The organism is Alcanivorax sp. S6407 (assembly GCF_023016115.1).
GTDB lineage: Bacteria > Pseudomonadota > Gammaproteobacteria > Pseudomonadales > Alcanivoracaceae > Alcanivorax.
On sequence record NZ_JALKBH010000004.1, the window covers coordinates 103,661 to 117,612 of the forward strand.

The window sequence follows — 13,952 nt, forward strand, 5'->3', positions numbered from 1 at the left end:
GTACTCGCTAGCTCGTAGCTGGACGCCTGATGCCAGACGCCAGACGCTTGGCGGAGTGAATCCGCAAACGCTGGCGCCATCAAACGCCCGGTTTATTCCCGTATGTTTTTAAACTTCAATCTCGTCGCCCGCACCAGACGGTTAGCGCCCGGCATCCCGCGTTCGGCGTCTCACACTTCAGCCAGATTGCCCTTGGTTTCCAGCCAGGTCTTGCGGTCCGAGGCGCGCTTCTTGCTCAGCAGCATGTCCATCAGTTGATGGGTCTCGTCGTCGCTACTGATGGACAGGCGCACCAGGCGGCGGGTGTCCGGGGCCATGGTGGTTTCACGAAGCTGCAGCGGATTCATCTCACCCAGACCCTTGAAGCGGGTCACATTGACCTTGCCACGCTTCTTTTCCGCCTTGATGCGATCCAGCACACCGTCGCGCTCGTCCTTGTCGAGGGCGTAGTACACATCCTTGCCCACATCAATGCGGTACAGGGGAGGCATGGCCACGAACACGTGGCCGTGTTTTACCAGGGCCGGGAAGTGACGCAGGAACAGGGCGCAAATCAGGGTGGCAATGTGCAGACCGTCGGAGTCCGCATCGGCGAGGATGCAGACCTTGCCATAGCGCAGACCACTCAAATCATCGGAGCCTGGCTCGATCCCCAGGGCCACGGCAATGTCGTGAATTTCCTGGCTGCCCAAGACCTCGTTGGAGTCCACTTCCCAGGTATTCATGATCTTGCCGCGCAGCGGCATGATGGCCTGGAAGACCCGCTCGCGGGCCTGCTTGGCAGACCCCCCGGCGGAATCCCCTTCCACCAGGAAGATCTCACTCTGGGCCGGATCATCGCTGGTGCAGTCCGCCAGCTTGCCAGGCAAGGCCGGACCGCTGGTGACTTTTTTACGGGTGACTTTCTTGGCCGCACGCAGACGCTTCTGGGCATTATTGATACACAGGTCCGCGAGCTTCTCGGCTTCATCGGTGTGCTGGTTCAGCCACAGGGAGAAGGCGTCTTTTACCACACCGGAGACAAAGGCGGCCGTCTGGCGGGAACTGAGTCGTTCCTTGGTCTGGCCGGCAAACTGCGGATCCTGCATCTTCACGCTGAGCACGTAGGCAGCACGATCCCAGATATCCTCCGGGGTCAGCTTCACGCCCCGCGGCAGCAGGTTACGGAATTCGCAGAATTCGCGCATGGCATCCAGCAAGCCGGAACGCAGGCCATTCACATGGGTGCCACCCTGGGCGGTGGGAATCAGGTTGACGTAGGATTCCTGAACCAGCTCGCCACCTTCCGGCAGCCACATCACGGCCCAGTCCACGGCTTCGGTTTCCGCACTCATGGCACCGTTGAACGGCTCTTCCGGCACCCGCTCCCAGCCGGTAGCAGATTCCAGCAGGTACTCGATCAGGCCATCTTCAAACTGCCAGGTCTCGGTCTCACCGTTGATCTGGTTTTCCAGAATGACTTTCAGGCCAGGACACAGCACTGCCTTGGCGCGCAGCAGATGCTTGAGGCGGGAAACGGAAATCTTCGGCGAATCAAAGTAGGACGGATCAGGCCAGAAGCGCAGGATGGTACCGGTATTGCGCTTGCCCACCGTGTCGATAACTTCCAGCTCGCTGCGCTTTTCACCGTCACCAAACTCGATGCGATGCAGCTGGCCGTCACGTTTGACCAGCACTTCCAGCTTGGTGGACAGCGCGTTCACCACGGACACACCCACACCGTGCAGACCGCCGCTGAACTGGTAGTTATTGTTGGAGAACTTGCCGCCCGCATGCAGGGTGGACAGGATCACTTCCACACCGGGCTTCTTCTGCACGGGATGCATATCCACCGGCATGCCACGGCCATCATCCTCCACTTCCACGCCACCGTCCTTGAACAGGGTGACCTTGATGGATTTGGCATGCCCGGCCAGGGCTTCATCGACGGAGTTGTCGATCACTTCCTGGGCAAGATGGTTGGGGCGGGTGGTATCGGTGTACATGCCGGGGCGCTTGCGCACCGGCTCCAAGCCCGACAAAACTTCAATATTTTCGGACGTATAATTATTGGTCATAAATTTCCCAAAAGCGCCGGACGCATGATGCCCGACGCCAGACGCAAACAGGTACGTCAGGCGTTCGGCGTCTGGCCTCCAGCGTGTATTTCCAGGCCACAAAACCGCAGTATCAGCGGTATAAAGGCGTCAAAGTTATCAAAGCCATGGCTTCCACCCAAGCCGCAATAGCGGTGACAGTCGCCATAATAGTCCCAGCCATCTTCCCAGTTCAGTGTTTCATCCCCGGTCTGGGTCAGCAGCAGCAGGTTTTCCGGTTTGCTGATGGCCGGCACTTCGTAGCGCTTGAGCACATCAATCCAGGCGGGATCAAACTCCCACGCCTCGCCGGTGTGATAGTTATGCTGGATACCTGTGTATTTGTCCAGTAGTAGCCACGGACGAACCGCCGGATTCACTACCACCGCCTTTAGATCATGATGTTCCGCCAGCCAGGTGGCATAGAAACCGCCCAGCGAAGACCCCAGCAAGGCCACAGGTCCGGCGGAGGCAATCGCCGCATCCAGCTCTGCCATGGCCTGCCGCGGTGACGGCGGCAGCGCCGGCGTAATCAACCGCTCCGGACAACCGGCCTGCTCAAACACCTCGCGAAGCAGGCCGGCCTTGTGGGACGCGGGGGAGCTGTTGAAGCCATGAATGTAGAGCAGAGAAGTTTCTGGCGCCATGAGATCGCATCCGCAACAGTGAACAGTGAACAGTGAACAGTGAACAGTGAACAGTGAACAGTGAACAGTGAACAGTGAACAGTGAACAGTGAACAGTGAACAGTGAACAGTGAACAGTGAACAGTGAACAAGGCTGCCCGACCGGCACACCCTGTCAAGCTTTATCGGGTTTTTCCATTGTTTTTAAAGGCATGAGGCCGCGCCCAACCTCTGGGCGCGGCCTCCATCCTTTCAGATCACATAGCGCGATAACGCGACGCTATTCATGTTAACTATTAACTATTAACTGCCGTTCAGTAGCCCTTGACCGAGAAGTCCACCTCAAAGGTGATGCCTTCCACCCGGCTGACGCCGGTGTCGATGCGGCCGTCAGGGTGGAGATCCAGCCAGCGGTAGCCGGGGTTGGCATCGTCCACGGCGAAGTCTTCACTGCCGGGCTTGAACTGCACACAGGTACTGGGCACCGCCATCAGGCGAACCCCATTGCGGGTGCTGTCATATTCCTGGTGCACATGCCCCCAGATGATGGCGCGCACCTTGGGATGACGGTCAATTACGTCGAAAAACTTGTCGGCGCTGCCCACCAGCTGGGTATCCAGCCAGGCGCAGTCCATGGGAACTGGATGGTGGTGCAAACACACCATCAGATGCTCGCCCCTGGCATTATGCAGGGCGTCATCCAGGAACTTCAGATCTTCATCAAACAATTCGCCGGGCACTTCACCGGGAATGGTGGAATCCAGCATGACAATGGTCCAGGCGCCCTGCTCAAGTACACAGGGACTCATGCGATCCCGCTGGGCATGCAGGGCTTCCAGCATCGGCGCCGGCTTGTCGTGATTGCCTTCCAGCCAATATACCGGCACCTGGAAGGTGCTCAGGGCATCATCCAGTCGCTGATACGATTCAAAGGAAGCATCCTGGGACAGATCCCCGGTAGCCAGAATCAGGTCCGGATCCGGCTGCTCCTTGCGGATCAGATCCAGTACCTTGTCCAGGCTGAACTGGGTATTGAGGCCCAACAGCTTGCCACTGACATCGGCAAACAAGTGGCAGTCGGACAACTGCACAATTCGAAGGGGCTGCAACTGCTGCGTCAAATCCCCACTCCCGTGACCATGCTCTTATTCCATTGATGGGGGAGGCCAACCCTCCCTGGCGTCCCCGTTACGCCTTCCGGCCGCTTTTACGACCAATACATTCTTCTTATAACCAAGATGATGTCACATTTCTAGGCACCAAGACGCATACCCTGAAATGGTTACCAATTCTCCACAAATGATACTGCTAGTGGTTGCTCAGCAGGTCAATCCGTGTCAGAGCCGGAAACCTGCTGACGCCACTGGGCGCCGGCATCACGGCCGTGGTCATGCACATGGCGCAGCCATTCGGCCAGAAACCGGTTCCACTGCGCCTTCTCATCACGCTGGTGCATGTTGCGATTGGGGTAGGAGTAACGGGCATTGACCCGCCGAAAGGGGCGCGCCTCGGTGACTTCGGCGAGGCGCGCATCATGGTAGAGGCGCACGGTCAGACGCGAGGCCGGCAGCACCGCCAGCAACTCCTGATCTTCCAGCCGCACCGTAGTGGTATAGGGAGAGCGCTCCAGCACACGCAAGTTAAGAGTGTGGGGGTGGCGTTCATGGCCCAGCTCCACCGCCAGACTATCCCTGTCGCCCAATGCCTTCATCAGCGGCATCATGCGCGCATAGTTTTCCTCGCACTGGGTCATCAGTGCGCGAAAGTCCACCTGATAGCGGCCGCGACGGCTCACGCCTTGCTCCAGCGCGCATCCAGTTCTGCCCGGTGCAGCAACAACCACTGCAGGGCGATCAGGCTGGCGGCATTGTCCACCCTGCCAGAGGTGAGCAACTCGGGAATCTGCCCCACCGGCACGGTCAGGGCGCGGATATCTTCGCCCTCTTCCGGGCAGCCAAAGATGCCGCCGGCACCTTCCAGGTCAGCCTGGCCGATGAACACGTGCAGTCGCTCGTCGGTGCCCCCCGGGCTCGGCATATAGTGCGCCACGGTTTCCATGGCCCCCAGGGTCAGACCACCCTCTTCCACCGCCTCGCGGCGAATCAGGTCTTCCGGGCTTTCGCCTTCCTTGTCCGCCAGACCCGCAATCAGCTCCAGGCACCAGGGCGAGTCCCGCCACTCCAGCGCGCCGACACGAAACTGTTCCACCAGCAGAATCTCGCCGCGCAGCGGATCATAGGGCAAGACTGCCGCCGCCCGCGGACGCACAAACAATTCACGGCGAATCGGCTTGCCCCAGCCCCCCTCATATTGACGGTGACGCAGGGTCAGGGCATCCACCCTGAAGAAGCCCTGGAACGGGGTTTCCCGCTCCAGGACTTCCACATCCTGCTGATTGAAGCGCGGCTCGATATCAGTCATTGGCTTTGTGATACAGGGCACTGCCCTGCTCGCGGAATTCCCGTGACTTTTCTTCCATGCCGGCTTCCGCATCCGCCTGCTGCACCTGGGCGTTACCGTCGCCGTAGGTCTCGCGCACTTCCTGGCTGATTTTCATGGAGCAGAACTTGGGACCACACATGGAGCAGAAGTGAGCCACCTTGTGAGCCTGCTTGGGCAGGGTCTCATCGTGGAACTGGCGGGCACGATCCGGATCCAGGCCCAGATTGAACTGGTCTTCCCAGCGGAACTCGAAACGCGCCTTGGACAGGGCGTTGTCACGAATCTGCGCACCAGGATGCCCCTTGGCCAGATCTGCGGCGTGGGCGGCGATCTTGTAGGCGATGATGCCTTCTTTCACGTCCTCCCGGTTGGGCAGGCCCAGATGTTCCTTCGGGGTCACATAGCAGAGCATGGCCGTGCCGTACCAGCCGATCATGGCCGCACCGATGGCACTGGAGATGTGGTCATAACCGGGAGACACATCAATAGTCAGCGGGCCCAGGGTGTAGAACGGCGCTTCACCACAGTGCTCCAGCTGCTCATCCATGTTGGCCTTGATCATGTGCATGGGCACATGGCCGGGGCCTTCGATCATCACCTGCACATCATGCTTCCAGGCGATCTTGGTGAGCTCACCCAGGGTACGCAGTTCGCTGAACTGGGCTTCGTCGTTGGCGTCGGCAATGGAGCCGGGACGCAGGCCATCGCCGAGACTGAAGGTCACATCATAGGCCTTCATGATCTCGCAGATGTCCTCGAAATGGGTGTAGAGGAAGTTCTCCTTGTGATGCGCCAGACACCACTTGGCCATGATCGAGCCACCACGGGAAACGATACCGGTGACCCGGTTGGCGGTCATGGGCACGTAACGCAGCAGTACGCCAGCGTGGATGGTGAAGTAGCTCACCCCCTGCTCCGCCTGCTCGATCAGGGTGTCACGGAAGATTTCCCAGGTCAGGTCTTCAGCGATGCCATTAACCTTCTCCAGCGCCTGATAGATCGGCACAGTACCGATCGGCACCGGGGAGTTGCGCAGGATCCACTCGCGGGTTTCATGAATATTGTCGCCGGTGGACAGGTCCATCACGGTATCGCCGCCCCAGCGGGTGGCCCAGGTCATCTTGGACACTTCTTCCTCAATGGAAGAGGTCACCGCCGAGTTGCCGATATTGGCGTTGATCTTGGTGAGGAAGTTACGGCCGATGATCATCGGCTCGATTTCCGGGTGGTTGATGTTCACCGGAATCACCGCACGGCCGCGGGCCACTTCGTCACGGACGAATTCCGGGGTGATCTCAGCCGGAATGGCAGCGCCAAAGCTTTGCCCGGGATGCTGGCTCGCAGGCAAGCCCGCCGCGCGCTGCTCCTGCAGGCGCTGGTTTTCGCGGATCGCCACGAATTCCATTTCCGGGGTGATGATGCCCTGACGGGCATAATGCATCTGGGAGACATTCTGCCCCGGTTTGGCACGCAGCGGGGTACGCACATGCTCGAAGCGAAGTCCGGCCACTTTCACATCCGCCGCCCGCTTGCGCCCATATTCACTGGTCAGACCGGACAATTCCTCGGTATCATTGCGATCCTGAATCCAGTTCAGACGAATTGGCGACAAGCCTTTGCGGACATCGATCTGCACATCCGGATCAGTATAAGGCCCCGAGGTATCGTAAACCGTCACCGGCGGGTTATCCTCGAACTTTCCATCCGCCAGTGGTGTCGGATCCTGGCGGATCTCGCGCATGGGCACACGGATGTCCTCGCGGGAACCGGTCACATAGATTTTTCGGGACCCGGCAATGGGCTGACAGGATTCATCGATGGCAGTAGCCGCGATGGGGCGCTGATCGTCTGGCACGTCGGCCTCCAGAAATAAAGGTACAGACAGGAATGGCTGGACACTATACGCCAGCGCCCATTGGCCAAACAACCGCATGACCGGCCCGCAAAAGCCACTATTAATTTCTAAACCAGCCGGTACTATAATTGGCTGACAACGACAGGAAAGAGTGCCCCGGAATGAAGCGCAGCCCCAGCAAGACCCTTGTATTCATGCTGACCGCCCTGGCCAGCTCCGTAAATGCCGCCGATCTGGTCGATGTGGCCAACGCCGCCTGGAGCTATGACGGCACCTGGCAGGCCGCACGGATGAACTGGAGCGCCGACCAGCAGCTTCTGGTGCAGGGGCGTGCGGCACTCTTCCCGAGCGTGAACGCCAGCTATGGCGTCTATGACAACGAGCGCGAAATCAAGGATCTCAACTTTGATGAGAGCTATGAAAGCGAAGTCACTACCGTAACCCTGGCGCAGCCATTGTTCCGCGTGGATGCCTGGTACGGCTACAAGGAAGCCAAGAACAGCACCGATATTGCCCACGCGAATTTCCAGCAGGCCCGCCAGGATTTCGTTCTGCGGGTGGCTCAGGGCTATTTCGGTGTGCTGCGCGCCTGGGACACCTGGGTGTCTGCCAAGGCCGAAGAGAAAGCCATTGGCCGTCAGCTGGAACAGACCCAGGAACGCTTTGATGTGGGGCTGGTGCCCGCCACCGATGTGGAAGAAGCCCAGGCCACCTACGACCTCACCCAGGTCAACCTGATCGTGGCCCGCCAGCAATACGAAATTGCCCGTGACCAGCTGGAAACCCTCACCGGCCAGCAGTGGGAAACCCTCTCCGAGCTGCAGGAAGAGCTGCCCATGGAAGGCCCCCAGCCCGCCGCCATGGATGACTGGATCGAGAAGGCCAAGGCAGAGAACCCACAGGTCCGTGCCGCCCGCTATAACACCGAACTGACCGAGAACACGGCCAAGCGCCAGCTCGGCACCATGATGCCGCAAGTACAGCTGGTGGCGCAGTATCAGAATTCCAACCTGTACCCGGATGATGACCCGGCGCTGACCGGTGCTGGCAGCGGCCTGAACAGCACCGACACCCGCCAGATTGGTATCGAGGTGAGTATGCCGCTATTCCAGGGTGGCGGCCTGAACAGTCGCCGCAAGGAAGCCTACCTGCGCGCCGACGCTGCCGACTACCAGTACGACCAGACCCTGCGTAACGCAGTACAGCAAACCCGCAATGCCTACCGCACCGTAGAAGCGGATGCCCTGCGCATTAAAGCCCGCGAACAGGCCATCCGCTCCACCCGCTCCGCCCTGGACGCCACCCAGTCCGGCTATGAAGTGGGCACCCGTAACGTGGTAGACGTGCTCAACGCCCAGCGCGCCCTGTTCGCCGCCGAACGCGACTACGCCAACGCCCGTTACGATTACATCGTCGATTCCCTGACCCTGAAATCCAGCACCGGCGACCTGCAACAAGGCGACCTGGCCGCCGTCAACCAGTGGCTCTCCCCCACCGAGACCCTGAACCTCTACGCGCCGGACCTGGAAGGCAAGAGTGAGGAAAAAATGCAGGAGAATGCAGTTAACAATTAACAGTGAATAGTTAACAGTGCGCGTGCAGCGCCTGAGTTAACTGAATGCAAAGAGGCCGCGCCCGGACACCGGGCGCGGCCTCTTGCTTATGGAGAGTAGCAAGTAACGAGAAGCAAGTTTCGAAAGGCACACCCCACCAACCCCATGAGCGCGGCCCGGCACCTCGCAGCACCCAACCACCCCAACCCGCGCGCTGTTAACTATTCACTGTTAACTGTTCACTGATTAACAGCAGCCCTTTCTCAAGCGCCCCCCGGTTCGCTTCCACCACCGCAGCGGCGGCCTGTCCCTGTTGACGGCAACGCTCGGCATCACCGAACAGCGCCAACAGGGTCGCAGCCAATTCATCAGCATTGTTGACCACCGACAGTCCGCCGGCGTCATCAAGCAGTTGCGAAATGGCGGTGAAGTTGTGCAAGTGCGGGCCGGTAAGCACCGGTTTCTCCCAGGCGGCGGGTTCGAGCAGGTTGTGCCCACCCACCGGCACCAGTGAGCCTCCCACGAAGGCGAGGTCCGCGGCGCCGAACAGCATCAGCAGTTCGCCCATGGTGTCCGCCAGATAGACCTGCACTCCGGCGGGCGATTGCGCAGCGCTGCGCCGGGCCACGCTCAGACCCTGCTGGCGGATCAGGCTGGCCACATCATTGAAGCGTTCAGGATGACGGGGCACCAGAACCAGCAAGGCATCAGGCTGGCTCGCCAGCACCTGCTGATGGGCCGCCAGCACCGGTTCGTCTTCACCAGGATGGGTGCTGGCCGCGATCCACACCGGGCGCGCTCCCATGTCGGTACGCAATGTGGCCGCCTTGTCGCGCAGCGCCTGATCCAGGGTCATGTCGAACTTCACACTGCCGATGGCATGTACCCGTTCCGGCCAGGCGCCCAGCGCCACATAACGCTCTGCTTCCACCGGCGTCTGTACCGCCAGCGCATCGAATTGCGCCATCATTGGCCGCACCAGCCGTGGCAGCTTGCTGTAGCCCCGGTAGCTCTTCTCTGACAGGCGCCCGTTCATCAGCATGAGTCTGGCGCCGTGACGTTTTACCGCGGCACACAGGTTAGGCCACAACTCGGTTTCCAGCACCACCACCAACTGCGGGTCAAAGGCCTTCATAAAGCGACTCAGCGCACCCGGCACTTCCCAGGGACAATAGACGTGGGTCACCCGCTCACCGAACAGCGCCTTGACCCGTTCCGACCCCGTTGGGGTGGTGGTGGTTACCAACAATGGCGTGCCCGGGTGATCCGCAAGCAGACGCTCGATCAGGGGCGCTGCCGCCAGGGTTTCGCCCACCGACACCGCATGTACCCAGAGGCTGTTTTTCAGGGTGCCGGGGCGATACCCCCAGGCCATCCGCTCAGTCCAGCGTTGGCGATAGGCCGGCGCCTGTCGGCCGCGCAGCCACAGGCGCAGGAACAGAAAGGGAAGCAGCAAGTACCAGAGGGCGGAGTAGAAGGTTCGCATAGATTCTTTTGTGTCGGACGTCGGGGGCCGGACGGCTGACGCCCGACCCGACTATGCTAGCATAGCCGCACTGTTCAACGATGGTGTTCCATGAGCAACCCGACTCTGAAACCTGATGTACTGATTTTTGGTGGCGGTATCGCCGGGCTGTGGCTGATCAATCGCCTCAACGCGGCCGGCTACCAATGCCTGCTGCTGGAAACCGCCAGCCTCGGCGGCGACCAGACCCTGGCCAGCCAGGGCATCATCCACGGCGGCCTCAAGTATGCCCTCAGCGGCTCGCTGTCCAGCGAGTCGGAATCCATTGCCGCCATGCCGGACCGCTGGCGTGCCGCCATGGCCGGTGAAGACCCGGTGGACCTGCGCAACCTGAAGGTGCTGAGCGATACCCAACACATGTGGTCCAGTGGCTCCGTGGCCTCCCGGATGACCAACTTCTTCGCCAGCAAGATGCTGCGTGGCCGCATTGAAAAACTGAAGCGGACAGACTTCCCGTCGGCTCTGGCCGACAAGGCCTTCAAGGGCAACGTCTACAAGCTGGACGACCTGGTGATCAACACCGAATCCCTGATCGACACCCTCAGTGTCCCGGTGCGCGAACGGCTGCTGGCCTTCGATCCCGCCAGCGACACACTGGAATGGAATGCCGAGGGGCTGGCCAGCGCCACCGTGAACGGTGTGCGCATTGAACCGGCGATGACGCTTCTGGCTGCCGGTAATGGCAACCCGGGCTTGCTCGAGCAGGCCCACAAGGCCCACCTGCTGGAAGACGAACACAGCCAGCTGCGCCCGCTGAAAATGTTGCTGGTCAAACACGATCTGGGCCACCGCCTTTACGCGCACTGCGTCGGCACCAGCAACAAACCCGTTCTCACCGTCACCACCCACGATTGTCCGGACGGCAAGACAGTCTGGTATCTGGGTGGCGATCTGGCCGAACAGGGGGTGGAGCGCAGCGACGAGGAACAACTGGCCGCCGGCCTCGCCGAACTGGACAAGCTGTTTCCCTGGCTCGATTTCAGCAAGGCACAACTGGCCACCCTGGACGTGGTACGCGCCGAGCCGAAACAGCAGAGTCTGGTAAAACCGGACAACGCCTACGCCCGCCGCGACAGGAACCTGATCATCACCTGGCCCACCAAGCTCACCCTGGCCCCGGATCTGGGCGACCGGGTGATGGCCCTGGTGAAAGAACACGGCCTGCAACCGGGCGAGCCAATGACGCTGCCGGCGGAATTGAAACAGGCGCCCATGGGTGTGCCGTACTGGCATCGTTGTTTTTAAATATTCAGCTGCAAGCTACAAGCTTCAAGCTGCAACACGAGGCAGTGTTCTCTGGATCTGACAGGTTATTTGCTCCGCGCTGGTTGCTTATAACGGTCGCGGGCACGGCCTGCCAGACCAGATGACCGAAACCGCGCCTTGCAGCTTGAAGCTTGTAGCTTGCAGCTAAGGAGCCTTCATGTCTTTCATACGCCCGTTGGGCAACACCGGTTTGATCGTCAGCGCCCTCGGCCTTGGCACGGTGAAGATTGGCCGCGATAAAGGGGTGAAATACCCGAATGGCTTTACCATTCCCGATGACCAGGCCGTTACCGAGCTGCTGGCCCAGGCCCGTGACCTAGACATCAACCTGATCGATACCGCTCCCGCCTATGGCCATAGTGAAGTTCGTCTTGGTCAGCTGCTGAGACAACGCCAGGACTGGATTATCGTCACCAAGGTGGGTGAGGAATTTGATAATGACAGCGGCGAGAGTCATTTTGATTTTTCCCCTGAGCATGTGCGCACGTCAGTAGAGCGCAGCCTCAAGCGACTGAACACGGATTATCTGGATTGCGTGCTGATCCACTCTGACGGCAATGACATGGCCATTATCGAGCAGGGCACCCTGGAAGCACTCAACGATCTAAAAAAGGCCGGGCTGATTCGCGCCACCGGCATGTCGACCAAAACCGTCGCCGGCGGCATTGCCACCCTGGAGCAGGCGGACGTGGCCATGGTCACCTTTAACCTGCAGCATGACGAGGAAGTGCCGGTCATCGAACATGCCGCCGCCCACCACAAGGGCATCCTGATAAAGAAAGCCTTTGCCAGCGGTCATCTGGCCGACAATATTGACGACCCGGTTCAGGAAAGTCTAAACCAGATCCTTGGCACAGCTGGCGTGGGCAGTATTATTGCTGGCACCATCAATCCCAAACACTTGCAGGAAAACGTGGCCAAGGCCCGACTTGCCTGCGGCGAAAAATAATAAGGATCAACACCGTCATGCGTTTTGCCATCGTTGCTTTTCTGATCGCCCTCTCCGCTTCCGCCCAGGCCGACAAGGTGCTGATTCTGCGTGAGGCTCCGCAAGGCTGTGAAGAGAAAGGGGAAGTCTCCATCTCCACCGGCAGCACCTTTCAGGGAATGATTTTCAGCGACGCCTGGATTAACAACAATGCCAGTAAAAAAATCAAAAAGGCGATTAAAAAGGCCGGCGGCAATGTGGGCGTAATCAGCGACCGCCGCGAGTTCATGATGGAAAGCCACTTCCGTGGCCTGGAGCATATCGAGCTGGATGCCTGGGCGTGGAAATGCGAACAAACGGACGACTGAGCTACAAGCCTCAAGCTGCAAGCTACAACGCGGCATAAATGCCATGATTAATTCCAACATATCAGGCCGCGCCCAAACCATTGAGCGCGGCCTCAATACTTTCAGACACATTCCAAACCAGCCCGTGTTGCAGCTTGTAGCTTGTAGCTTGCTGACCTAAAAACTCGAAGCTTCTTTTATTTCCACCCCCAACGCATGTAACCCAGCCCAATGCCCCTGCTGATACCCTGCCTCCAGCTTGCTCGGGTTGGTCGTCAGGCGGCTGACCGGGAAATCCTCCTGGGGAGCAATGATCCGCAGCTGGCAATCGGATGGCGGGTTGGCGATGAAGTCCAGCGAATCATTATAAATTTCCGCGCGCTTCAGCATGGCCTCATACAACCCCGGCATGTCTTTTACCCAGGGCTTGATCAGGGGCGTCAGGGCACTGGGTTTCTTCCGGTAGCCCTGATGCCGTGACAACACCACGGTGATCTCGCGGGCACCCTGCTCATAGGCCCAGCGCACCGGAATGGAATCTGCCAGCCCGCCATCGGTCATGGCCTGCCCCTGCACAGCAGGGAAATCCCGGTAGGCAAAAGGAATCGAACAGGATGCGGTCATGATCTCGTTGAGATTGTCCGGGTCGGCGCGAAAGTATTTCGGCGCCCCTTCCTCCACTGAGGTGGTCACCACCCACAGGGGCACATCCCGCTGCCAGTGCTGATCCAGCGCCAGTGGCACATCCTGCAGGGACTGATGCCATAACCAGTGCACATCACAGAGATGACCACCAGCCATGAAACGTTGCCAGTTGATGAAATCGGGACGGCAGGCATGGTCGGTGATGATCTGCCTGCTGCGCCCGTGATTGCCGGCCAGGTAACCGATCAGGTTGGTGGAGCCGGCCGAGACGCCCACCGCGAAATCGAAATCGTGATAATCACATTCGATGAAGGCATCCAGCACCCCGGCGGCAAAAATGCCGCGCATGGCTCCGCCTTCTACCACCAGCGCACGTTGCGTCACGATGCTTCCTCCTGCTGAAACCTGATCTCCACATCACCATGCCGAAATGTCTACTGCAGCGGAAATAGAATCGGGCTTTCCACACCATCGATTTCGGCAATGCCAGTTACTGTTGCAGCGGCATTGCACCAGCCCGTTCCCGGCAACGGCGGCCGCGATGCACCGTTGCGGCGCAGCCGCCTCAGGTTGGCGCATCCAGCCTCGCCAATGCTGTTTTTCATGACAACAGAAAGCCTGTCAATTTCCGTAAAAACAATACGTTAAATAACGCATAACGATCTGGCACCCGATTTGCACAAGAACGCA

The 13,952-nt window shown here is 59.6% G+C and carries 13 protein-coding genes; 4 read left to right on the top strand and 9 right to left on the bottom strand.

The annotated features are described in order from the left end of the window. Window positions 1–170: 170 nt before the first annotated feature. From parE to thiC, 6 genes are all read right to left on the bottom strand, one after another. Window positions 171–2,057 (bottom strand): DNA topoisomerase IV subunit B, encoded by a 1,887-nt coding sequence (gene parE, locus MWU49_RS10340; protein WP_246971643.1) that lies wholly within the window; start codon window positions 2,055–2,057, stop codon window positions 171–173. Window positions 2,058–2,113: 56 nt separating this feature from the next. Continuing rightward, window positions 2,114–2,722 carry a YqiA/YcfP family alpha/beta fold hydrolase gene (locus tag MWU49_RS10345; protein ID WP_246971645.1) on the bottom strand — a complete coding sequence of 203 codons (609 nt, stop codon included), beginning with the start codon at window positions 2,720–2,722 and terminating at the stop codon, window positions 2,114–2,116. Window positions 2,723–3,015: 293 nt separating this feature from the next. Continuing rightward, on the bottom strand, window positions 3,016–3,822 hold the full coding sequence (gene cpdA, locus MWU49_RS10350) for a 3',5'-cyclic-AMP phosphodiesterase (protein ID WP_246971646.1): 807 nt from the start codon (window positions 3,820–3,822) through the stop codon (window positions 3,016–3,018). A gap of 206 nt (window positions 3,823–4,028) precedes the next feature. Further along, window positions 4,029–4,496 (bottom strand): DUF1249 domain-containing protein, encoded by a 468-nt coding sequence (locus MWU49_RS10355; RefSeq protein ID WP_246971648.1) that lies wholly within the window; start codon window positions 4,494–4,496, stop codon window positions 4,029–4,031. After that, entirely contained in the window at window positions 4,493–5,122 is a 630-nt protein-coding gene (locus MWU49_RS10360; protein WP_246971650.1) for an NUDIX domain-containing protein, read from the bottom strand. The genes MWU49_RS10355 and MWU49_RS10360 overlap by 4 nt, the downstream gene beginning before the upstream one ends. Then, complete coding sequence (thiC, locus tag MWU49_RS10365; protein WP_246971652.1) at window positions 5,115–6,998, bottom strand: phosphomethylpyrimidine synthase ThiC; 1,884 nt, start codon at window positions 6,996–6,998, stop codon at window positions 5,115–5,117. Before thiC ends, MWU49_RS10360 begins: the two co-directional genes overlap by 8 nt. Before the next feature lie 161 nt (window positions 6,999–7,159). Between thiC and MWU49_RS10370 the strand changes: the two genes are divergently transcribed. Continuing rightward, window positions 7,160–8,572 carry a TolC family outer membrane protein gene (locus MWU49_RS10370; RefSeq protein WP_246971655.1) on the top strand — a complete coding sequence of 471 codons (1,413 nt, stop codon included), beginning with the start codon at window positions 7,160–7,162 and terminating at the stop codon, window positions 8,570–8,572. Window positions 8,573–8,768: 196 nt separating this feature from the next. On the opposite strand, the gene waaA is transcribed toward MWU49_RS10370, so the two are convergent. After that, complete coding sequence (gene waaA, locus MWU49_RS10375) at window positions 8,769–10,037, bottom strand: lipid IV(A) 3-deoxy-D-manno-octulosonic acid transferase (protein WP_246971658.1); 1,269 nt, start codon at window positions 10,035–10,037, stop codon at window positions 8,769–8,771. 90 nt (window positions 10,038–10,127) lie between these two features. On the opposite strand from waaA, the gene MWU49_RS10380 reads away from it, so the two are divergent. The 3 genes from MWU49_RS10380 (at window position 10,128) to MWU49_RS10390 (ending at window position 12,638) form a co-directional block, all read left to right on the top strand. Then, complete coding sequence (locus MWU49_RS10380; RefSeq protein WP_246971661.1) at window positions 10,128–11,321, top strand: FAD-dependent oxidoreductase; 1,194 nt, start codon at window positions 10,128–10,130, stop codon at window positions 11,319–11,321. A 178-nt stretch (window positions 11,322–11,499) separates the two neighbouring features. Then, on the top strand, window positions 11,500–12,291 hold the full coding sequence (locus MWU49_RS10385; protein WP_246971664.1) for an aldo/keto reductase: 792 nt from the start codon (window positions 11,500–11,502) through the stop codon (window positions 12,289–12,291). Window positions 12,292–12,308: 17 nt separating this feature from the next. Beyond that, the gene (locus tag MWU49_RS10390) at window positions 12,309–12,638 is read left to right on the top strand and encodes a hypothetical protein (RefSeq protein ID WP_246971666.1); all 330 of its coding nucleotides are present in this window, start codon (window positions 12,309–12,311) and stop codon (window positions 12,636–12,638) included. Between the two features lie 156 nt (window positions 12,639–12,794). Here the strand turns inward: MWU49_RS10390 and MWU49_RS10395 are convergent, their stop codons facing one another. Next, window positions 12,795–13,646 (bottom strand): patatin family protein, encoded by an 852-nt coding sequence (locus tag MWU49_RS10395; RefSeq protein WP_246971668.1) that lies wholly within the window; start codon window positions 13,644–13,646, stop codon window positions 12,795–12,797. A 50-nt stretch (window positions 13,647–13,696) separates the two neighbouring features. Continuing rightward, complete coding sequence (locus MWU49_RS10400; protein WP_246971670.1) at window positions 13,697–13,867, bottom strand: hypothetical protein; 171 nt, start codon at window positions 13,865–13,867, stop codon at window positions 13,697–13,699. Between the last annotated feature and the right edge of the window lie 85 nt (window positions 13,868–13,952).